Source organism: Pseudomonas sp. IT-P218, assembly GCF_949767605.1.
Lineage (GTDB): Bacteria > Pseudomonadota > Gammaproteobacteria > Pseudomonadales > Pseudomonadaceae > Aquipseudomonas > Aquipseudomonas putida_AE.
Map to the genome: position 1 here is coordinate 429,718 of NZ_CATKQQ010000044.1, position 21,813 is coordinate 451,530.

Below are 21,813 nucleotides of genomic sequence, written 5' to 3' on the forward strand. Positions count from 1 at the left end.
CCTCGTACCAAGAATTAAGCCGTCTCGGATTACAATGCAGTCATTCCAGAACTGCCTCGCGGGGCTGGAAATCCGGGCCGTAGATATCTGTCGCCTTTTAACCATTATTCTGCGTGAATACCGCGAATTCTGCCGCTTGCGGCCAGAGCGGTTTCTACCGGTTGAGCAAATTTGAAGACATTTGACCATTTGACCGTTGTCGGTCTGCGCGAGTGGGTGGCGCTCCCGGATTTGGGAGTCGCGGGCCTTCGGGCAAAAATCGACACCGGCGCCAGCACCTCCAGCCTGCATGCCACCGACATCGAAACATTCGAACGCGACGGCGAGCAATGGGTGCGCTTTACCGCGCACCTGGGCACGGTGGTGCAGTTGCGTCACCGCCGCTGCGAAGCGCCCCTGGTGACGAGAAAAACCATTAAAAGCTCCAACGGTCATGCGCAGGTGCGATACGTGATCAGCACCACCCTGGCCCTCGGCGACCGGGTCTGGCGGGTCGAGTTCACGCTCGCCTGCCGCAAATCCATGCGTTATCGCCTGTTGCTCGGCTCCAAAGCCCTGATTGATGGCCAGTTGGTCGTCAATCCGGGCATCAAATATGTACAAGACAAGCCGGTGTTCCCGGTATCTACCTCTTCCACAGGTGTTGCATGAAGATCGCTGTGCTGTCGCGGAACCCGCGTCTGTATTCCACCCGCCGCCTGGTCGAAGCCGGTACCGAACGCGGCCATGAAATGGTGGTGGTCGATACCCTGCGCGCCTACATGAACATTGCCAGCCACAAGCCGCAGATCCACTACCGCGGCAAGCCGCTGGAAGGCTTTGACGCGGTGATCCCGCGGATCGGCGCGTCGGTCACGTTTTATGGTTGCGCGGTGTTGCGCCAGTTCGAAATGATGGGGGTGTTTCCCCTCAACGAATCGGTAGCCATTGCTCGCTCGCGGGACAAGTTGCGGTCGCTGCAATTGCTGTCACGCCGGGGTATCGGTTTGCCGGTCACCGGCTTTGCCCACTCGCCGGACGATATTCCCGACCTGATCGCAATGGTCAACGGTGCCCCCCTGGTGATCAAGGTGCTGGAAGGCACCCAGGGTATCGGCGTGGTGCTGTGCGAAACCGCCACGGCGGCGGAGTCGGTGATCGAGGCATTCATGGGCCTCAAGCAGAACATCATGGTCCAGGAGTACATCAAGGAGGCCGGCGGCGCCGACATTCGCTGCTTCGTGGTGGGCGACAAAGTCATTGCAGCCATGAAGCGCCAGGCCAAACCCGGGGAGTTCCGCTCCAATCTGCATCGCGGTGGCAGCGCCAGCCTGATCAAGATCACCCCGGAAGAACGCATGACCGCTTTGCGTGCGGCGAAGGTCATGGGCCTGGCCGTGGCGGGGGTGGACATCCTGCGTTCCAATCACGGGCCGCTGGTGATGGAGGTGAACTCATCGCCGGGGCTTGAAGGGATCGAGACCACCACCGGCAAGAACGTGGCGGGGATCATCATTGAGCATCTTGAGAAGAATGGTGGGCCGAATATGACTCGGACCAAAGGAAAGGGTTAAACGCCGAATCTGTTGGTGGCAAGGAAGCCGCCTTCGCGGGCAAGCCCGCTCCCACAGTGATTTCCAGTGAATACAGACTTTGGATACACCCCAGATCACTGTGGGAGCGGGCTTGCTCGCGAAGGGGCCATCAGCTCCACTGAAAAATCGGGTTTTAAACAGCGTCCCGCGGCAACATCAGCCCCAACGGCAAGCGCACCCGCGCTTCCAGGCCGCCCCCCGAACGGTTGCGCAACTCAACATTGCCACCATGCATCGAAGCGATCCGCTTCACGATCGCCAGTCCCAAACCAGTACCCTTGCCGCCCCGAGCGCGGTCACCCCGGGTGAACGGGTTGAAAATGGCTTCCAGCTCGGATGGATCTATCCCGGCGCCACGGTCCATGACGCTCAGGACGACATAAGGCGCACTGGTATCCCCGGACACATAAGCCGCCACCTCGACCCCGCTGCCCGCATGATTCAAGGCGTTGCCAATCAGGTTGTTCAACAGCCGCTTCATCGACACCCGCCGCAACGGGAACGGCTGGATCGGCTCCAGGCGCAGTTGTACTTTCTCTTCGTTCTGGTTGTACGGTGCGGCGACCTCGCGGACGAGATCGCTCAGGTCCACCTCCTCCACCGACTCGTCACGACCATCGCGAATGAACGCCAGGAACTGATCGAGAATGGCGTCCATGTCCTCGATATCGCGCACCATGGCGTCCGTCAGGTCGTTATGGTCGCCCATCAGCTCCAGCGACAGGCGCAACCGGGTCAACGGCGTGCGCAGGTCATGGGAAACCCCGGCCAGCATCAGTTCGCGCTCGCGACCGGCCTGCTCGACGTCTTCGGCCATCTGGTTGAAGGCGCGATAGACCTCGGTCATTTCACTGGGCGTATCACTGATCGGCAGGCGCACGCTGCGCCCCTGGCCGAGTTGCCGCGCGGCATACACCAGGCGTTTGAGGGGCTGATTGAGCTGGCTGACGAAGATCCACGCCGAGGCCGTGGAAAGCAGGCCGATGGCGAGGAACCAGCCAAGCACATTCCAGATTTTCTGGCCGCGCAACGGGTGCGGATACAGCGGCACTTTCAGCCAGCCATCGCCCAGGCTGGGCGCCCGAACCCACAGCGCCGGTGGCGAGTGCATGCGCAAGCGCACCTCGGTATCGGCCCCCAGTTCGTCTTGCATCTGCCGCTGATAGATCTCGCTGTAGGGCCAGTGTTGTTCGCCCTCCGGCACACCGGCGCCCACCACCCGGATCAGGGTTGCAGCATCGGCGATCTTTTCGCGATTTTCTTCATCGGCGGCCCAGTAGGCGCGCAGCGTCAGGGCGACGCCATGGCTGTACTGGCGGTCCACCAGCACGTCTTCGTTCATCAGCAGATAAACCAGGGTCAGCGCCTTGGAAAACAGCACGACGATCAGCACCAGCCAAAGGGTGCGGGAGAAGAAACTCTGGGGGAACCAAACCGGGGTTTTCATGGGTAACCGTTAAACACGTGCAGGAGCGAGCGATGCTCGCACATTGCCGGTCGCGAGTCTGCGGGCAAGGCCATCTTGCCCGTTGCCCGCACAAACCCGCGCCTACAAATCGTCGATCACTTGGTGGCGGCGCCATCCGGAACGAACACGTAACCCACACCCCAGACGGTCTGGATGTAGCGCGGCTTGGACGGATCGGGTTCGATCATCCGGCGCAGGCGGGAAATCTGCACGTCGATGGAGCGCTCCAGGGCATCCCACTCACGCCCACGGGCCAGGTTCATCAGCTTGTCGCGGGTCAATGGCTGGCGGGCATTCATCACCAATGCCTTGAGCACCGCGAATTCGCCGGTGGTGAGCATGTGCACTTCTTCACCACGCTTGAGTTCGCGGGTGGCCAGGGACAGCTCGTAGTCACCGAAGGTCACGCTTTCGTCTTCGCTGCCCGGCGCGCCCGGCACCGGAGCCGACTGACGACGCAGGACGGCTTTTACGCGGGCCATCAGCTCGTCCGGGTTGAACGGCTTGGCCAGGTAATCGTCGGCGCCCAGTTCCAGGCCCTTGATCCGGCTCAGCTCATCGCCCTTGGCGGTCAGCATGATGATCGGGATTTGATTGTTCGCGCCGCGCAGGCGGCGGCAGGCGGTCAGGCCGTCTTCGCCGGGCAACATCAGGTCGAGGACGACCAGGTTGAACACTTCGCGCGCCAGCAGGCGATCCATTTGCTCAGTGTTCGGTACGGCGCGAGCGCGGTAGCCCTTGCTGACGAAAAAACGTTCCAACAGGCTGCTCAGCCCTGGATCGTCGTCAACGATAAGAATTTTTTCGCCTTCAGCAGTTTGTGCAGTGCTGCTCATTGGATGCTCCTTTGATCTCGGCGCGCATTATGGCGTAGCTGCCGTTATACGCACCGTGTGCATTGTTAGCAGATTTTTCCTTTATCGCCAGAAATCCGGCGATTATGCCTACAACCTGCGATGTCCCCGAAGGACGCAACGCTGGTTATAATGCGCGGCCTTTTGTGTCAGGCAACGTCTGATCGTTACGCCGGCCTGCTGCTTTTTATTTTCATGGCGCCGGCAGTAATTGTTCGATTTCACGGGTCAACGGGATACCTTTGATCCAGGTAGCGGCGCAGGCCAGGCCGCTCAACCAGACTCGCCAGGCCTTTATCTGCGCGCCTGCGAGCCTGCTTTCACAATTTGTCAGGTGGTTTTATGGACAGCATCAACAGCCGCATCGCCGAGGAACTCGGCGTACGCCCACAACAGGTCGAAGCGGCCGTCGCGCTACTCGATGAAGGCTCCACGGTGCCCTTCATCGCCCGTTACCGGAAAGAAGTGACCGGCAGCCTCGATGACACCCAGCTGCGTCATCTGGAAGAGCGTCTGCGCTACCTGCGAGAACTCGACGAACGGCGCATCAGCATCCTTGCCAGCATCCAGGAGCAAGGCAAGCTGACCCCGCAACTCGAACGCGACATCAAGCTCGCCGACACCAAGACCCGTCTCGAAGACCTTTACCTGCCGTACAAGCAGAAGCGCCGCACCAAGGGCCAGATCGCCCTGGAAGCCGGTCTCGGCGAATTGGCTGACGGTCTGTTCAACGACCCGACCCTGAGCCCGGAAACCGAAGCCTCGCGCTTCATCGACGCCGAAAAAGGCGTGGCCGACGTGAAGGCAGCCCTCGAAGGCGCCAAGTACATCCTCATGGAGCGCTTCGCCGAAGACGCCGGCTTGCTCGACAAGTTGCGCAGCTACCTGAAGCAGGAAGCCACCCTCAGTGCCCGCGTGATCGCCGGCAAGGAAGAGGAAGGCGCCAAGTTCCGCGACTACTTCGAACACGACGAACCGCTGAAAAGCATGCCGTCGCACCGCGCCCTGGCGATTTTCCGTGGTCGCAACGAAGGCATCCTCAGCTCCGCGCTGAAGGTCGGCGACGAACTGCCGGGCACCATGCACCCGTGCGAGGGCATGATCGGCCAGCAGTTCGGCATCCAGAACCAGAACCGCGCCGCCGACAAATGGCTGGGCGAAGTGGTGCGCTGGACCTGGAAGGTCAAGCTCTACACCCACCTGGAAACCGACCTGCTGGGCGAGCTGCGCGACGGCGCGGAAACCGAGGCGATCAACGTGTTCGCCCACAACCTGCACGACTTGCTGCTGTCGGCACCGGCCGGCCCGCGCGCAACCCTGGGCCTCGACCCGGGCCTGCGTACCGGCTGCAAGGTTGCGGTGGTCGACTCCACCGGCAAGCTGCTCGACCACGCCACGGTTTACCCGCACGTGCCGCACAACAAGTGGGACCAGACCATCGCGATTCTTGCCGCCCTGTGCGCCAAGCATTCCGTGGACCTGATCGCCATCGGCAACGGCACCGCCAGCCGTGAGACCGACAAGCTGGCCGCCGAGCTGATCAAAAAATACCCAGCCATGAAGATGACCAAGGTCATGGTTTCCGAGGCGGGCGCTTCGGTGTACTCGGCGTCTGAACTGGCCTCGAAGGAATTCCCGGATCTGGACGTTTCGATCCGTGGTGCCGTTTCGATTGCCCGCCGCCTGCAAGACCCGCTGGCGGAGCTTGTGAAGATCGATCCGAAATCCATCGGGGTCGGCCAGTACCAGCACGATGTGTCGCAGCTGAAACTGGCCCGTGGCCTGGATGCCGTGGTCGAAGACTGCGTGAACGCCGTGGGCGTCGACGTCAACACCGCCTCCGTGGCGCTGCTGGCGCGGATCTCCGGCCTCAACGCGACCCTGGCGCAGAACATCGTCAGCCACCGCGACGAGCACGGCGCATTCAAGACCCGCGCGGCGCTGAAGAAAGTCGCGCGCCTGGGCGAAAAAACCTTCGAACAGGCCGCTGGTTTCCTGCGCGTCATGAACGGCGAGAACCCGCTGGATTCGTCCGCCGTGCACCCGGAAGCCTATCCGCTGGTACAGCGCATCGCCGCCGAGACCGACCGCGATATCCGCTCGCTGATCGGCGATGCCGCGTTCCTCAAGCGCCTCGATCCGAAGAAGTACACCGATGAAACCTTCGGCCTGCCGACGGTTACCGACATCCTGCAAGAGCTTGAAAAACCTGGTCGCGACCCGCGTCCCGAGTTCAAGACCGCCGAGTTCCAGGAAGGCGTCGAAGACCTCAAGGACCTGCAGCTGGGCATGATTCTCGAAGGCGTGGTCACCAACGTGACAAACTTCGGCGCATTCGTCGATATCGGCGTGCATCAGGACGGTTTGGTGCACATCTCCGCACTTTCGGAGAAGTTCATCAAGGATCCACGGGAAGCGGTCAAGGCCGGTGATGTGGTCAAGGTCAAGGTCATGGAAGTCGACATCCCGCGTAAACGCGTGGGCCTGTCGATGCGCATGAGCGACACCCCGGGCGAGAAAATCGACGGCGCCCGTGGTGCGCGTCCGGGTTCGGCGCCACGCCAATCCCAGAACACCGCACCGCGCAAGGAAACCACGGCCGCAGCGCCGAGCAACAACGCCATGGCGTCGCTGTTCGCCAACGCCAAACAGTTGAAGAAGCGCTGATGGACGTCCCTGCCGGGTACACCGAAAGCGCATTTTTCAAGCTGCTGGGCTGCCGTTTGCACAGCCTGGAAACCGGGGTGGCGCAAGTCGCCCTGGTGCTTGAGCCACAACTGCGCAATCGCGCCAACAAGCTGCACGGCGGGGCCTTGTTCAGCCTGGTGGACATTGCCATGGGGCTGGCCTGCTCCAGCACCCACGGCTTTGACCAGCAGAGCGCGACCATCGAGTGCAAGATCAACTACATCCGCGCCGTCGCTGACGGCGAGGTGATGTGCACGGCCCGGGTGATCCACCCGGGTCGGCGCACGCTGGTGGTCGAAGCCGATGTGATGCAAGGCGACAAACTGGTCGCTAAAGCACAAGGCACGTTCGCTGTCCTGTAGCTAGATGTCATCGATTTGAGTTAATTTCGGCGCTGTGACCACAGCGTCGGAATTTCCTGTGGGAGCGCGCTTGCCCGCGAAGGCGGTGTGTCAGGCAATTATCTGTTGGCTGACACAACTTCTTCGCGAGCAAGCCCGCTCCCACATCGATTGCGGCGAGTTCCAAAACCAGGCGAAAACGCCAGTTTTAACTTCACCCTTGTAGACCGTCTTGCCCACCCCCATATTGGGGCGACTGACGCGTGAAGGAATCCAACTTGAGCGAACTTCTCAACCGCCGCCTGGCTCTGCTCGGCGAGCGCGCAAACCTCTCTCTGCTCGAACAGTGCCTTCACGGCATCGAACGTGAATGCCTGCGCGTGACCGATGAAGGTCGCCTGGCGCAAACGCCGCACCCGGAAGAATTGGGTTCCGCGCTGACCAACGAACAGATCACCACCGATTATTCCGAGTCGCTGCTGGAGTTCATCACCCCGGCCCTGCCCGACCCGGCCGATACGCTGGCGAGCCTGGACAGCATTCACCGTTTTGCCTACAGCAAGCTCGGCAACGAGTACCTGTGGAGCCCCTCGATGCCGTGTCCGCTGCCGGCCGAGGAAGATATCCCGATCGCCTACTACGGCACGTCCAATATCGGTCAGCTCAAGTACGTCTATCGCAAGGGCCTGGCCCTGCGCTACGGCAAGACCATGCAGTGCATCGCCGGCATTCACTACAACTTTTCCCTGCCGGAAAAACTCTGGCCGCTGCTCAAGCAGGCCGAAGGCTTTGTCGGCACCGACCGCGACTATCAGTCGTCGGCCTATATCGCGCTGATCCGTAACTTCCGCAGCTACAGCTGGCTGCTGATGTACCTGTTCGGCGCCTCACCTGCGCTGGACGCCGGGTTCCTGCGTGGTCGCTCGCACCAGTTGGAACAGCTGGACCCGGATACCCTGTACCTGCCGTACGCCACCAGCCTGCGCATGAGCGACCTGGGTTACCAGAGCAACGCCCAGGCCGGCCTGACGCCGTGCTACAACGACCTGAACAGCTACACCGACAGCCTGCGCAAAGCGGTGGCGACACCCTATCCGCCTTATGTCGAAGTCGGCACCCATAAGGACGGTGAGTGGGTCCAGCTCAACACCAACATCCTGCAGATCGAGAACGAGTACTACTCCAACATCCGCCCGAAACGCGTGACCTACACCGGCGAGCGGCCGATCCAGGCGTTGGTGGCCCGCGGCATCCAGTACGTCGAAGTGCGCTGCCTGGACATCAACCCCTTCCTGCCGATGGGCATCGACCTCACCGAGTCGCGTTTCCTCGACGCGTTCCTGCTGTACTGCGCGCTGAACGACAGTCCGTTGCTGACCAACACCAGCTGCGGGAATGCGACCTCCAACTTCCTCAGCGTGGTCAAGGAAGGTCGTCGCCCGGGCCTGCAATTGCAACGCGACGGGCAACCGGTCGACCTGAAGGAGTGGGCCGGCCAATTGCTGGAGCGCATTGCCCCGCTGGCCGCGCTGCTGGATCAGAGCCACGGCGGCGATGCCCACAGCAAGGCGCTGGACGCGCAGATGGCCAAGGTCCAGAACCCTGCCCTGACGCCATCGGCCCAGGTACTGGCGGCCATGGCTGAGCACAAGGAAAGCTTTGCCCAGTTCTCCCTGCGCCAGAGCCGGGTCCACGCGGAGTTTTTCCGCAGCGAGCCGTTGCCGGCCGAGCAACAGGCGAAGTTTGAAGAGCGGGCGCGTTCGTCGCTGGCTCAGCAAGCGGAGCTGGAGCAGAACGAAGTCGGTGATTTCGATGTGTTTGTCGGCTCGTACCAGGCGAGTATTCTGGCGATCAGCAATTAATCGAAAATCACGCAAAACCTGTAGGAGCTGGCTTGCCAGCGAAGGCGGTGCAACCGTCACACCGCGCCGCCTGGTTCGCCAGCAAGCCGGCTCCTACAAAGAGACTCTTAGAATTTTCCGCTCATAAGCTCATTCGAAAAAGTTATTTATTTTCGGATTCTTATATCATTTAGTCTCCTTTTCACGCCGACTCTCGGTCGCCTGACAAGGAGCTTCTCGATGAAACTGAATTTCCCTCTTCGCTTGCTGGCGGCCGCCTCCCTGGCTGCGGCGAGTCTGTTTGCCCAGGCGGCTGACGTGACCGTCGCTTACCAGACCACGGTAGACCCGGCAAAAGTCGCCCAGGCCGACGGCGCGTATGAAAAAGCCACCAAGGCCGACATCAACTGGCGCAAATTCGATAACGGTGCCGACATCATCGCCGCCATCGCCTCGGGTGACGTGCAGATCGGCTACCTCGGTTCCAGCCCGCTGACAGCCGCCATCACCCGCAAGGTGCCGGTGGAGACCTTCCTGATCGCCACCCAGATCGGCGCCGCCGAAGCCCTGGTGGCCCGCGACGGTTCCGGGATCAAGACCCCGCAGGACCTGATCGGCAAGAAAATCGCCGTACCGTTCGTGTCCACCGGCCACTACAGCCTGCTGGCCGCGCTGAAGCACTGGAACATCGACCCCTCGAAAGTCACCGTGCTCAACCTCGCTCCACCAGCCATCATTGCCGCGTGGAAACGCGGTGACATCGACGCCACTTACGTGTGGGACCCGGCCCTCGGTGTAGCCAAGGAAAACGGCAAGGTGCTGATCACCTCCGGCGAACTGGCCAAGTTCGGTGCGCCGACCTTCGATGCCTGGATCGTGCGCAAGGACTTCGCCGAGAAGCACCCGGAAATCGTCACCGCGTTCGCCAAAGTCACCCTGGATGCCTACGCCGATTACCGCAAGGACCCACAAGCCTGGCTGGCCAATCAAGGCAACGTCGACAAGCTGGTAAAACTCTCCGGTGCCAAGGCCAGCGACATTCCGCTGCTGCTGCAAGGCAACGTCTACCCACTGGCGGCTGACCAGGTGATCACCCTCGGCGCGCCGACCACCAAGGCCATCACCGACACCGCCGCGTTCCTCAAGGAACAAGGCAAGGTCGACGCTGTGCTGCCGGACTACGCGCCGTACGTCAGCGCCAAGTTCATCACGGATTGATCGGGAGTTAATGACGATGGCTTTGCTACAGCTGGAGCGCATCAGCGCACAGTACCCCGGCAGCCCTGCACCAGTGCTGGCGGATATTTCCCTGACCCTCGGCCCCCAGCAGTTGCTGGTGGCCCTCGGTCCGTCCGGCAGTGGCAAGACTTCGCTGTTGAACCTGATTGCCGGTTTCGTCGAGCCCAGTGCCGGGCGCATCACCCTTGACGGCGTGCCGGTCAAAGGACCGAGCGCCGAACGCGGCGTGGTGTTCCAGGACGACGCTCTGCTGCCCTGGCAGGACGTGCTGGCCAACGTCGGTTTCGGCCTGGAATTGGCCGGCGTTGCCCGGGACCAACGCGAAGCCCGCGCAAGGGAAATGCTTTCGCTGGTGGACCTTTCAGGCTTCGAAAGCCGCCGTATCTGGCAACTCTCCGGCGGCCAGAAGCAACGTGTCGGCCTGGCCCGCGCGCTCGCTGCCGACCCGCGTGTGTTGCTGATGGACGAACCCTTCGGCGCCCTCGACGCCTTCACCCGCGAACAGATGCAGGGGCTGCTGCTGCAAGTCTGGCGGCGCACCACCAAGCCGGTGTTCCTGATTACCCACGACATTGAAGAAGCGGTGTTTCTCGCCACGGATCTGATTCTGTTGGCGCCGAATCCTGGGCAGATCGTCGAGCGACTGCAGCTGGATTTCGGCCAGCGCTACGCCGCGGGGGAATCGGCCCGGTCGATCAAGTCCGATCCACGCTTTATCGAAACCCGCGAACACGTACTCGCCAAAGTGTTCTCCCAACGCAGCGCCGCCCAGCGGCAGGAGCGCGCATGAGCAGCTACGAAATTCCCGTTGCAGCGGTCAAGCCAGGTTCCACGGTCACGCCCCTGCGCCGCAGTTTGAGCACTCGCTGGATCAGCGTGCTGACCCTGGTCGCGCTCGTTGCCATCTGGTGGGCGGTCACCGCCACTGGAATGATCGAGCCGCTGTTTCTGCCGCCGCCGTCCGCCGTGCTGCAAAAAGGCTGGCTGCTGGTCACCAGCGGCTACATGGATTCGACCTTGTGGCAGCACCTGGGCGCAAGCCTCAGCCGCATCGGCCTGGGCCTCGGCTTCGCGGTGCTGACCGCCGTGCCAGTAGGCATCGCCATCGGTGCCAACCGCATTGCCCGGGGCGTGCTGGATCCTTTGATCGAGTTCTACCGCCCTATTCCTCCGCTGGCTTACCTGCCGCTGATCGTGATCTGGTGCGGCATCGGTGAGTTGTCGAAAGTGCTGCTGATCTACCTGGCGATTTTCGCTCCGATCGCTATCGCGACAGCGACCGGCGTGCGCACGGTAGACCCGGCGAAATTGCGCGCCGCGCAGTCACTGGGTGCGACCCGCGTGCAGTTGATTCGCCATGTGATCCTGCCCAGTGCCTTGCCGGATATCTTGACTGGCGTGCGCATTGGCCTCGGAGTTGGTTGGTCGACACTGGTGGCCGCCGAACTGATCGCCGCCACCAGCGGCCTGGGTTTCATGGTGCAGTCGGCTGCGCAGTTCCTGGTCACCGATGTGGTGGTGCTGGGGATTCTGGTGATCGCGCTGATTGCCTTCGCCATGGAGATGGGCCTGCGCGCCTTGCAACGCAAACTGGTGCCATGGCACGGCCAGGCTCACTGATTTTTAAATGTGGGAGCGGGCTTGCTCGCGAAAGCGGTGTGACAGTCACTTTTTGTTGCCTGACAGTTTGCATTCGCGAGCAAGCCCGCTCCCACAAAAAGCACGCCCCGGATTGAAGAGAACCACCATGAGCCACCTGACCATCGTCCCTCTAAGCTCGGCCCTCGGCGCGCAAATCAGCGGCGTCGACGTCAGCCAGCCGCTGAACCTGGAACAACGCGACGCCATAGAGCAGGCGCTGCTCAAGCATCAGGTGCTGTTCTTCCGTGATCAGCCGATCACGCCGCAGCAGCAGGCGCGATTCGCCGCCAATTTCGGCGACCTGCACATTCATCCGATCTACCCGAACGTGCCGGATCAACCTGAGGTACTGATCCTCGACACCGCCGTCACAGACGTGCGCGACAACGCGATCTGGCACACCGACGTGACCTTCCTGCCGACCCCGGCCATGGGCGCGGTGCTCAGCGCCAAGCTGCTGCCGGAGTTTGGCGGCGATACCCTGTGGGCCAGCGGTATCGCGGCGTATGAAGCCCTGTCGGCGCCGATGAAAACCCTGCTCGAAGGGCTGACCGCCACCCATGACTTCACCCGTTCGTTTCCGCTGGAGCGCTATGGCAACACGCCCGAAGCGCTGGCCCAATGGGAAGAGGCACGGCGCAAGAATCCGCCGCTGTCGCACCCGGTGATCCGCACGCATCCGGTGAGCGGGCGTCGCTCACTGTTCGTCAACGAGGGCTTCACCTCGAAGATCAACGAGCTATCGGACACCGAGAGCGAGGCGATCCTGAAGTTCCTGTTCGCCCATTCGACCCGGCCGGAATTCACCATTCGCTGGCGCTGGCAGAAAGACGACATCGCGTTCTGGGACAACCGCGTGACCCAGCATTACGCGGTGGATGACTATCGCCCGGCGCGGCGGTTGATGCAGCGGGCGACGGTGTTGGGAGATGTGCCGTTTTTTTAAGATCAAAAGATCGCAGCCTGCGGCAGCTCCTACAAGGAAATGCGTTCCCCTGTAGGAGCTGCCGCAGGCTGCGATCTTTTGCTTTACAGCTTACTCAGCGGTAGAAGGCTTCTCCCAAAGATTGATCCCACCCTCCTGGGCAAACCGGTCAATCTCCGCCAGCTCCTCAGCACTGAAACTCAGGTTCTTCAACGCCCCGACGTTCTCGATGATCTGCTCCGGCCGGCTGGCACCGATCAGCGCCGAGGTCACCCGCGGGTCACGCAGGGTCCAGGCCAGCGCCAGTTGCGCCAGGCTCTGGCCACGACGCCTGGCGATCTCGTTGAGTGCACGCACATGCGCAATGTTGGCCTCGGACAAGTGCGAGGCCTGCAACGAACCACCGCCAGGACGGTTGACCCGCGCATCCGCCGGCACGCCGTTGAGGTACTTGTCCGTCAGCAAACCCTGGGCCAGCGGTGTGAATGCAATGACACCGGTGCCGAGTTCATCGGTGGTGTCCAGCAGGTCCTTTTCCACCCAACGATTAAGCAGGTTGTAAGCCGGTTGGTGAATCAACAGCGGTACTTTCCACTCTTTGAGCAACGCCGCCATTTCACGGGTTTTCACCCCGGAATAAGACGAGATGCCGATGTACAGCGCCTTGCCCTGTTGCACCGCCGTGGCCAGCGCGCTGGCGGTTTCCTCCAGCGGGGTGTCGGGGTCGAAACGGTGGGAGTAGAAAATATCCACGTAGTCCAGGCCCAGGCGCTGCAGGCTCTGGTCGAGACTGGCAAGCACGTACTTGCGCGAGCCGCCGCCCTGACCGTAAGGGCCGGGCCACATGTCCCAACCGGCCTTGCTGGAAATGATCAGCTCGTCGCGGTACTGCTTGAAGTCTTCACGCAGCAAACGGCCGAAATTGATCTCGGCACTGCCGTACGGAGGGCCGTAGTTGTTTGCCAGGTCAAAATGGTTGATCCCAAGGTCGAAAGCCGTGCGCAACAACGCGCGCTGGGTATCGATCGGCGTGCTGTCGCCGAAGTTGTGCCACAGGCCCAGGGACAGCGCCGGCAGTACCAGACCGCTGCGGCCAACGCGGCGGTAGGGGATGGAGTCGTAGCGGTTTTCGGCAGCGGTGTAAGTCATCGAATCCTCTCTTGTCTGTCTTGAATCTGGTCTCGACTGCTTTGCAAGTCGCCCAGCATACGCCCAGACAAACGCCAGAAAACCTGAGACTCGAAAAATGGCTGAAACGTTTCACATTTTTCCATTCAAACGGCCCCCGCAAACACCTCCCCCAACCAATCCACAAACACCCGAACCCGTGGCGACATGTGCCGGTTGTGCGGGCACTGGATCAGGCCCAGTCCGGCGATCGCTGAGGCGACATAAATTTCCGCGGCCGGATTCGGCTTGGGTCAACGGGCAGATTCTGCGGGTGAACGGTGGGTTGGTTTAACTATGCTCAAACCGATATCGAGGTGACCCATTCGCGAGCAAGCCCGCTCCCACATTGATCCCGGTTGCTCACAAGATTAATGTTCAAAGGAGATACCCTGTGGGAGCGGGCTTGCTCGCGAAGGCGGCCGACCAGTCAATACACATCCGGCAGGCAAAACACACCATGCACACCACCATCATCATCACTTTTGGCCTGATCCTGCTCGCCCTGATGCTGTACATCGGCGAAAAGATCGGCTTTCCCCGCCAGGTCCTCGCCTACAGCTTCATCGTGCTGTGGCTGGCCCTGACGCTGATCAATGGCGCGGTGGGCATGGTGCATGCCGGCCAGCCGTTGGGCACGGAGCTGGTGGTGGGCAGCGCCGTGTTCGGTATCCCCGTGGCGGCGCTGGTGTTGTTCATGGTGATGACCACCGAGGCCTAGACCCGCTCAACGCACCAGGTGCAAGAACTGCATGTGCCGTTCGTACTGGTCAAGGATGTCGTTGATGATCTGTTCCTTGGTGTATCCCACCAGATCGTAGTTCTGACTGCCCTCGCTCAAATGCACTTCGGCCCGGTAATAGCGCCGGTTGTTGAGTTCCTTGGAGCCCATGCCGCCGCGGGCGAATGACGGCGTAAAGTAGCCGCGCATCTGTACCTGATAGATGAACGGGTGTTCGTCGCCGTGACCGATTTCCAGGCTGACGCTGTCATTGACCGGCTCAGGGTGAGTCACGACCTTCAGGCCCTTTTCGATAAACACCGCCGACACCTCTTCGATGGCCGGGCGTATCGTCGAATCGAGGAAGCGATAGACCTCGTCCCGCGACGGGAAATGCACCGCCTGACTCAAGCGCTGGCGCCAACCACCGCGCCGCGAACCGGACACCGGCGCCAGGGAATGCATCTGCGCAATCTGCTTCTGCGATTCCAGATAAAACGCTTTATGCAGGCCCCACATCATCAACAGCAAAATCAGCGAGAACGGCAGCGAAGTCAGGACCACGGCGGACTTCAACGCATCGATGCTGCCGGAAAACAGCAGCGCACTGGTCACCAGCGCAGTCATTGCGCCCCAGAACACCCGCAGCCATTTCGGCCCGTCTTCATCCGGGTTGCCACCCTTGGCGGACAGCGTCGACAACACCACGGTGCCGGAATCGGCAGAGGTGACGAAGAACACGAAGCTGATGAACACCGTGACCGCGATCACGGTCTTGCTCCACGGGTAGGTTTCCAGCAGCAGGTAGAGGGTCATCGACGGGTTGTCGATGGCCGACATGCCCAGCGCCGTCATGCCGTGGTTGAGCACCTGGTCGATGGCGCTGTTGCCGAAGATCGACATCCACGCCAGGGTGAAGCCCAGCGGAATCAGGAGCACGCCGAAGACGAACTCGCGGATGGTGCGGCCACGGGAAATCCGTGCAATGAACAGGCCCACGAACGGCGACCAGGCGATCCACCAGGCCCAGTAGAACACCGTCCAGCCACCCAGCCAGTCGCTAGGCTTGTCGTAGGCGTAGAGGTCGAAACTCTTCATCGGCAAGGCGCCGAGGTAGTCGCCGACGTTCTGGATCAGGGTATTGAGCAGGTGCTGGGTGGGCCCGGCGAACAACACGAACAGCAGCAGCGCACAGGCCAGCAGCATGTTGATGTCGGACATGACCCGCACGCCCTTGTCGACGCCGGACACCGCGACGATGATCGCCGCGCCCATCATCAGCGTGATCAGGCCGACCTGGATCCACTGGGTGTGAGCAATGCCGAACAGGTAGTCCAGGCCCGAGTTGAGGTGCAACACGCCAAAGCCCATGTCGGCACCGAGACCGAACACCGTGGCAATGATGCCGAAGCCGTCCACCGCGTAACCGATGGGGCCATTGATGCGCTTGCCGATCAGCGGGTACAGCGCCGAGCGCAAGGCCAGCGGCAGGTTATGCCGGTAGGCGAAGTAGGCCAGCGCCATGCCGACAAAGGCGAACACGCCCCAACCATGCAGGCCCCAGTGCAGGAACAGGATCTGCATCGCCTGCCGCGCCGCATCCGCCGTGCCGGCCTCACCCTGGGGCGGTTGCAGCATATGGGTCAGGGGCTCGGACACGCAGAAGAAAAACAGCGTGATGCTGATCCCGGCGGCGAACAGCATGCCGGCCCAGGACAGATAACTGAATTCGGGCTCGTCGTGGTCGGCACCGAGTTTTATCTTGCCGTAGCCCGATAACGCGGTGACCACCACGAAGACCAGATACAGGGTCATCGCCAGCATGTAGTACCAGCCAACCGTGTTGGCCGCCCAGTTTTGCGCCGCCAGCAGCCAGGCGCCGGCCTGTTCGGGCATGGCAATGACCACGATGCCGAACAGCAGAATGAAGGTCGCCGCGAAGTAGAACACCGGCGGATTCATGCGGACCAGGCCGCTTGGGGGAATGGACGATGCACTCATTGCAGGTGCACCTCGAAGGGGTCAATCGTGGCTGTAGAAATCGGACTCAGCAAAGGCAAGCCTCCTGTTGTGAGCGGGCAGCGAACCACCGGTTTAACTTGAATGAACGTTCAAGTTAAACATGAATAGGGGGCTAAGGACTAATTCCAGGGCTCGGCGGTCATGCTTTTGTAGGAGCTGCCGTAGGTTGCGATCTTTTGATTTTTGCTTTTGCGGTGCTTCTGAAAAGATCGCAGCCTCGTTGCACGAGACAGCTCCTACAGGGGGTTGCTGACAGCTTCTTACTTCTGAGCCCCGTCATCCAGTTGCAGATTGGCCTGGGTCAGGTTACTGCCCGCTGGCACACTGCGGGTCAGCCAGACATTGCCGCCAATGGTCGAGCCCTTGCCGATGGTGATCCGCCCCAGAATCGTCGCCCCGGCGTAAATCACCACGTCATCCTCGACGATCGGATGCCGCGCCTGGCCCTTCTGCAACTGGCCGTCTTCATCCGCCGGAAAGCGCTTGGCACCCAAGGTTACCGCCTGATAAATCCGCACCCGCTCGCCGATGATCGCGGTCTCGCCGATCACCACACCGGTCCCGTGGTCGATGAAGAAACTGCGGCCAATCTGCGCGCCCGGGTGAATGTCGATACCGGTGGCCGAGTGGGCGATTTCCGCGCTGATGCGAGCCAGCAATGGCAAGCCGGCGCGATATAGATGGTGGGCCAGGCGATGGTGAATCACCGCCAGGATGCCCGGATAGCACAGCAGCACTTCGTCGACGCTGCGTGCCGCCGGATCGCCGTGATAAGCCGCCAGAACGTCGGTGTCCAACAGACTGCGCAGCCCCGGCAACGCGAGGGCGAAGTCCTGGATGATCTGAATGGTTTTCGCCTCGACCTCAGTGTCGGCCTGGGCGCTGTGACGGGCGGCATAGCGCAATTCGAGCCGTGCCTGCGCCAGCAACGCATTCAACGCCACATCGAGGGTGTGGCCGACGTAGAAATCCTCACTCTCTTCGCGCAAGTCTACCGGCCCCAGGCGCATCGGGAACAGTGCCCCGCAGAGTGCCTCGAGAATCTCCGCCATGGCGGCCCGTGACGGCAACTCGCGACCACCCTGCTCACCGCTGGCGCGGCCGTTTTGTGCACGCCACTGCTCACGTGCCGTACGCAGTTGGCTAACGATGGTTTGCAACTGCCAATGACTGGAACGCTCACTCACGGTAAAAACTCCTCACGGGCGGCCGGACAGTCTGGCCGCACTGACGGCGATTACTTTACGGCAAGGCTCGCAAGCGAAATTAAGAACCAATTGTGCTGTCGTAATTACAATCGGCTATAAGCGATTCACGGTTGCCCCGACAAAGTGGCGTGCCTATAGTCCAGAGACCTTCCACCGCCAGTACGGACCCATGATCAAACAACAGCTTGCCCGCTTCAACCGTCTAGACCTGCTGGGCCAACCGACCGCCCTCGAAAAACTCGAACGCTTGTCGGCCTGGCTGGGGCGCGACGTCTACGTCAAACGCGATGACCTGACCCCACTGGCGATGGGCGGCAACAAGCTGCGCAAACTCGAATATTTGGCGGCCGATGCCCTGGCCCAGGGCGCAGATACCTTGATCACGGCGGGAGCGCTGCAGTCCAACCATGTACGCCAGACCGCTGCCATTGCGGCCAAGCTGGGTCTGGGCTGCGTGGCCCTGCTGGAAAACCCCCTGGGCACCGACGACGCCAATTATGTCGGCAACGGCAATCGGCTGTTGCTGGATCTGTTCGATGCCAAGGTCGAGCTGGTCGAAAATCTGGATAACGCCGACGAGCAATTGCAATCCCTGGCTGCTCGCCTGCGCAGCAACGGCAAGAAGCCGTATCTGGTGCCGATCGGTGGCTCCAATGCGCTGGGCGCCCTGGGTTACGTGCGAGCCGGTCTGGAACTGGCCGAACAGATCAAGGACACCGGGCTGAATTTTGCCGCCGTCGTCCTCGCCTCGGGCAGCGCCGGAACCCACAGCGGCCTGGCATTGGCGTTGAGCGAAGTATTGCCGGAATTGCCAGTCATCGGCGTCACGGTTTCGCGCAGCGATGAAGACCAGCGGCCAAAGGTCCAGGGCCTGGCCGAGCGTACCGCCGAGTTGCTGGGGGTGACGTTGCCTGAGAGTTTCAAGGTCGAGTTGTGGGACGAGTATTTCTCGCCACGTTACGGCGAGCCCAATGCCGGGACGCTGGCAGCGGTGAAGCTGCTGGCCGGCCAGGAAGGCCTGTTACTGGACCCGGTCTACACTGGCAAGGCCATGGCGGGTTTGTTGGACGGGATCGGACGTTCACGTTTCGATGAGGGCCCGATCATCTTCCTGCACACCGGCGGGGCGCCGGCGTTGTTTGCCTATACGAGCTTCTTGTAAGAACCAAGATCAAAAGATCGCAGCCTTCGGCAGCTCCTACAGATGTACGCAATCCCCTGTAGGAGCTGCCGAAGGCTGCGATCTTTTCATCAGGCAACTCATATTCCTTTAAGAAATAAGAAAAATAGAATTTATTATTTTCTAATCTAAAAGCACCATCATATAGTCACGCCGCAGGCGAATTTGCAGCGAGACGCATACGCTGCTTTAGGGCAGGATATCGCAGTCGTCCAAATCCCGAATTTGCCAACTTTCCTTAAGCGTCTTCCATAAGAAAACACAGGGGCTTGTCATGAATTTTTCCGCACTACGTCGAAATCTGCTGGTGGGTTCGCTGGGCCTTGCCCTCAGTGCCGGCCTGATTGGCCAGGCAGTGGCCGGTGAGCAACTGCAACAAATCAAGGACAAAGGCGTGATCAACGTCGGCCTGGAAGGCACCTACCCACCGTTCAGCTTCGTCGACGCCGACGGCAAACTGACCGGCTTCGAAGTCGAGTTCTCCGAAGCCCTGGCCAAAGAGCTGGGTGTGAAGGTCAAGCTGCAACCGACCAAATGGGACGGCATCCTCGCGGCACTGGAATCCAAGCGCCTGGACGCGGTGATCAACCAGGTGACCATCTCCGAAGAGCGCAAGAAGAAGTATGACTTCTCCGAGCCCTACACCGTTTCCGGGATCCAGGCGCTGGTACTGACCAAGAAAGCCGCCGAGCTGAACATCAAGTCCGCGGCCGACCTGGGTGGCAAGAAAGTCGGCGTGGGCCTGGGCACCAACTACGAGCAGTGGGTCAAGGCCAACGTGCCGACCGCTGACGTGCGCACCTATGAAGACGATCCGACCAAGTTCCAGGACCTGCGTGTCGGCCGTATCGACGCCATCCTGATCGACCGTCTGGCCGCGCTGGAATACGCCAAGAAAGCCAAGGACACCACCGCTGCCGGTGAAGCGTTCTCCCGCCAGGAGGCCGGCATTGCCCTGCGCAAAGGCGAGCCTGAACTGCTGGCAGCCGTGAACAAGGCGATCGACAAGCTGCGCGCCGACGGCACGCTGAAAAAGCTTTCGGAAAAATACTTCAGCGCTGACGTCACTCAATAATGGAAGAAGCTTTTCAACTCGCACTGGACTCCCTGCCCTTCCTGCTCAAGGGGGCCTACTACACGGTCATCTTGAGCCTGGGCGGGATGTTCTTCGGCCTGGTGATGGGCTTCGGCCTGGCACTGATGCGCCTGTCGCGCTTCAAGCTGATCAGCTGGATCGCCCGCATCTACGTGTCGTTCTTTCGCGGTACGCCGTTGCTGGTGCAACTGTTCGTGATCTATTACGGCCTGCCGCAATTGGGCATGGAACTCGACCCGCTGCCGGCGGCCCTGATCGGCTTCTCGCTGAACATGGCCGCCTACGCCTGTGAAATCCTGCGTTCGGCGATCAGTTCCATCGAGCGCGGCCAGTGGGAAGCTGCTGCCAGTATCGGCATGACCCGCGCGCAAACACTGCGCCGGGCCATCCTGCCGCAGGCGATGCGCACCGCATTGCCGCCACTGGGCAACAGCTTCATTTCACTGGTCAAGGACACCGCGCTGGCGGCCACCATTCAGGTGCCGGAGCTGTTCCGCCAGGCGCAGCTGATCACCGCCCGTACCTTTGAAGTCTTCACCATGTACCTTGCCGCCGCGCTGATCTACTGGGTCCTGGCCACGGTGCTGTCGCACCTGCAGAACCAGCTGGAAGCACGGGTCAACCGGCACGACCAGGAGTCCTGACCCCATGATTGTCGTGGAAAAACTGACAAAGCAGTTCAAGGGTCAAGTCGTGCTCAACGGCATCGATCTGCAAGTGAAGGAAGGCGAGGTGGTGGCGATCATCGGGCCAAGCGGCTCGGGCAAGACCACCTTCCTGCGCTGCCTGAACTTCCTCGAAGAACCCACCAGCGGCCGGATCAAGGTCGGCGACATCGAGATCGATACCAGCCGCCCGCTTAACCAGCAACAGAGCCTGGTGCGCCGTTTGCGCCAGCACGTGGGCTTCGTGTTCCAGAACTTCAACCTGTTCCCCCACCGCACCGCCCTGGAAAACGTTATCGAAGGCCCGATCATCGTCAAGAAGATCGCGCACGCCGAGGCCGTTGCCCTGGGTAAAAAGCTGTTGGCCAGGGTCGGCCTGGCAGGCAAGGAAGACGCTTACCCGCGCCGCCTTTCCGGTGGTCAGCAACAGCGTGTGGCGATCGCCCGCGCGTTGGCGATGGAGCCGGAAGTGATCCTGTTCGATGAACCGACCTCGGCGCTCGACCCGGAGCTGGTGGGCGAAGTCCTGTCGACCATTCGCAGCCTGGCCGAGGAGAATCGCACCATGGTCATCGTCACCCACGAAATGGGGTTTGCCCGCGACGTGGCCAATCGCGTGGTGTTTTTCGACAAGGGCGTGATCGTCGAACAAGGCGAAGCGAAGGCGTTGTTTGCCAACCCCAAGGAAGAACGCACGAAACAGTTTCTCAGCAAGTTCCTGAACAACGCCCACAACTAAACCTCTCGTAACATCGGTCAACTTCCATGGATGGAAGTGCCACCCTCCCCGCACCAAACTCTTACTCTTACATAATTAAATGTACGTGCACGACAAGCACATCTTGTCAGCGCACTCGATACATATATGTATTGCGCAACAGTTTTGCCGACTGGACATCCAAGCGCATCGTGAACCCATATAATGCGCCAGCCCCTCATAAAACGGCGCCTTGAGCAGGTAAAGTCGACTCATCGGAACGGCTTATTAACTTTAACGCGTAGGAGTTTTCTGAATAACACCCAGCACTTCATTTAACTAGCCCACTCTATTGACACTGACTCCAGCGCACTCTTATCTAGTCTCCTGCCAGCGGCACTGATCACGCCAAATCATTATTTCAAATCAAAGTAATGAACGGTTTTGCTGTTGTTTTCCGAAACGGACTTCATTGCAAAACATCAA

Annotated in this window: 19 protein-coding genes and 1 pseudogene; 14 read left to right on the forward strand and 6 right to left on the reverse strand. The window is 60.9% G+C overall.

The window, feature by feature from the left end; genetic code table 11:
* Positions 1 to 189 precede the first annotated feature (189 nt).
* Both ACM6I6_RS22335 and rimK read left to right on the forward strand, forming a co-directional pair.
* A complete protein-coding gene (locus ACM6I6_RS22335; RefSeq protein WP_178134291.1) occupies positions 190 to 651 on the forward strand; it encodes an ATP-dependent zinc protease in 462 nt (153 codons plus the stop codon).
* Complete coding sequence (gene rimK / locus ACM6I6_RS22340) at positions 648 to 1,553, forward strand: 30S ribosomal protein S6--L-glutamate ligase (RefSeq protein WP_034148478.1); 906 nt, start codon at positions 648 to 650, stop codon at positions 1,551 to 1,553. The genes ACM6I6_RS22335 and rimK overlap by 4 nt, the downstream gene beginning before the upstream one ends.
* A gap of 154 nt (positions 1,554 to 1,707) precedes the next feature.
* Here rimK and ACM6I6_RS22345 read toward each other — a convergent pair whose 3' ends face one another.
* Complete coding sequence (locus ACM6I6_RS22345; protein WP_274075089.1) at positions 1,708 to 3,021, reverse strand: ATP-binding protein; 1,314 nt, start codon at positions 3,019 to 3,021, stop codon at positions 1,708 to 1,710.
* Positions 3,022 to 3,137: 116 nt separating this feature from the next.
* On the reverse strand, positions 3,138 to 3,878 hold the full coding sequence (gene ompR / locus ACM6I6_RS22350; protein WP_218441155.1) for a two-component system response regulator OmpR: 741 nt from the start codon (positions 3,876 to 3,878) through the stop codon (positions 3,138 to 3,140).
* Positions 3,879 to 4,238: 360 nt separating this feature from the next.
* Here ompR and ACM6I6_RS22355 point away from each other — a divergent pair, with 360 nt between their 5' ends.
* The 7 genes from ACM6I6_RS22355 to tauD all read left to right on the forward strand — a co-directional run bounded on the left by ACM6I6_RS22355 (position 4,239) and on the right by tauD (position 12,592).
* Positions 4,239 to 6,563: a Tex family protein gene (locus tag ACM6I6_RS22355; RefSeq protein ID WP_274075088.1), complete on the forward strand. Its 2,325-nt coding sequence runs from the start codon at positions 4,239 to 4,241 to the stop codon at positions 6,561 to 6,563.
* Positions 6,563 to 6,946: a PaaI family thioesterase gene (locus ACM6I6_RS22360; protein WP_274075087.1), complete on the forward strand. Its 384-nt coding sequence runs from the start codon at positions 6,563 to 6,565 to the stop codon at positions 6,944 to 6,946. Before ACM6I6_RS22355 ends, ACM6I6_RS22360 begins: the two co-directional genes overlap by 1 nt.
* A gap of 257 nt (positions 6,947 to 7,203) precedes the next feature.
* Positions 7,204 to 8,787, forward strand: a complete 1,584-nt coding sequence (gene gshA / locus ACM6I6_RS22365) for a glutamate--cysteine ligase (RefSeq protein ID WP_414920718.1) — start codon at positions 7,204 to 7,206, stop codon at positions 8,785 to 8,787.
* Between the two features lie 219 nt (positions 8,788 to 9,006).
* Positions 9,007 to 9,984: a taurine ABC transporter substrate-binding protein gene (gene tauA / locus ACM6I6_RS22370; protein WP_274075085.1), complete on the forward strand. Its 978-nt coding sequence runs from the start codon at positions 9,007 to 9,009 to the stop codon at positions 9,982 to 9,984.
* Positions 9,985 to 10,000: 16 nt separating this feature from the next.
* A complete protein-coding gene (gene tauB, locus ACM6I6_RS22375; protein ID WP_414920719.1) occupies positions 10,001 to 10,795 on the forward strand; it encodes a taurine ABC transporter ATP-binding subunit in 795 nt (264 codons plus the stop codon).
* Positions 10,792 to 11,625, forward strand: coding sequence for a taurine ABC transporter permease TauC (tauC, locus tag ACM6I6_RS22380; RefSeq protein WP_414920720.1), 834 nt, complete (start codon positions 10,792 to 10,794; stop codon positions 11,623 to 11,625). Before tauB ends, tauC begins: the two co-directional genes overlap by 4 nt.
* A 127-nt stretch (positions 11,626 to 11,752) precedes the next feature.
* Positions 11,753 to 12,592 (forward strand): taurine dioxygenase, encoded by an 840-nt coding sequence (gene tauD, locus ACM6I6_RS22385; RefSeq protein WP_414920721.1) that lies wholly within the window; start codon positions 11,753 to 11,755, stop codon positions 12,590 to 12,592.
* A 90-nt stretch (positions 12,593 to 12,682) separates the two neighbouring features.
* Here tauD and mgrA read toward each other — a convergent pair whose 3' ends face one another.
* Both mgrA and ACM6I6_RS22395 read right to left on the reverse strand, forming a co-directional pair.
* Positions 12,683 to 13,720, reverse strand: a complete 1,038-nt coding sequence (gene mgrA / locus ACM6I6_RS22390) for an L-glyceraldehyde 3-phosphate reductase (protein WP_274075081.1) — start codon at positions 13,718 to 13,720, stop codon at positions 12,683 to 12,685.
* Between the two features lie 125 nt (positions 13,721 to 13,845).
* A pseudogene (locus ACM6I6_RS22395) lies at positions 13,846 to 13,974 on the reverse strand (LysR family transcriptional regulator); the annotation flags it as partial.
* A 224-nt stretch (positions 13,975 to 14,198) separates the two neighbouring features.
* On the opposite strand from ACM6I6_RS22395, the gene ACM6I6_RS22400 reads away from it, so the two are divergent.
* Complete coding sequence (locus tag ACM6I6_RS22400) at positions 14,199 to 14,459, forward strand: hypothetical protein (RefSeq protein WP_274075080.1); 261 nt, start codon at positions 14,199 to 14,201, stop codon at positions 14,457 to 14,459.
* A 6-nt stretch (positions 14,460 to 14,465) separates the two neighbouring features.
* On the opposite strand, the gene betT is transcribed toward ACM6I6_RS22400, so the two are convergent.
* Both betT and epsC read right to left on the reverse strand, forming a co-directional pair.
* Positions 14,466 to 16,421 (reverse strand): choline transporter BetT, encoded by a 1,956-nt coding sequence (gene betT, locus ACM6I6_RS22405; protein WP_274075175.1) that lies wholly within the window; start codon positions 16,419 to 16,421, stop codon positions 14,466 to 14,468.
* Positions 16,422 to 16,741: 320 nt separating this feature from the next.
* Positions 16,742 to 17,668: a serine O-acetyltransferase EpsC gene (epsC, locus tag ACM6I6_RS22410; protein WP_323606551.1), complete on the reverse strand. Its 927-nt coding sequence runs from the start codon at positions 17,666 to 17,668 to the stop codon at positions 16,742 to 16,744.
* Positions 17,669 to 17,858: 190 nt separating this feature from the next.
* Here epsC and ACM6I6_RS22415 point away from each other — a divergent pair, with 190 nt between their 5' ends.
* The 4 genes from ACM6I6_RS22415 to tcyN all read left to right on the forward strand — a co-directional run bounded on the left by ACM6I6_RS22415 (position 17,859) and on the right by tcyN (position 21,369).
* Positions 17,859 to 18,851 (forward strand): D-cysteine desulfhydrase, encoded by a 993-nt coding sequence (locus tag ACM6I6_RS22415; RefSeq protein ID WP_274075079.1) that lies wholly within the window; start codon positions 17,859 to 17,861, stop codon positions 18,849 to 18,851.
* Between the two features lie 292 nt (positions 18,852 to 19,143).
* A complete protein-coding gene (gene tcyJ, locus ACM6I6_RS22420; protein ID WP_077186170.1) occupies positions 19,144 to 19,944 on the forward strand; it encodes a cystine ABC transporter substrate-binding protein in 801 nt (266 codons plus the stop codon).
* Positions 19,944 to 20,609, forward strand: coding sequence for a cystine ABC transporter permease (gene tcyL / locus ACM6I6_RS22425; protein WP_274075077.1), 666 nt, complete (start codon positions 19,944 to 19,946; stop codon positions 20,607 to 20,609). The genes tcyJ and tcyL overlap by 1 nt, the downstream gene beginning before the upstream one ends.
* Before the next feature lie 4 nt (positions 20,610 to 20,613).
* Complete coding sequence (tcyN, locus tag ACM6I6_RS22430; RefSeq protein WP_274075076.1) at positions 20,614 to 21,369, forward strand: L-cystine ABC transporter ATP-binding protein TcyN; 756 nt, start codon at positions 20,614 to 20,616, stop codon at positions 21,367 to 21,369.
* Positions 21,370 to 21,813: the final 444 nt, after the last annotated feature.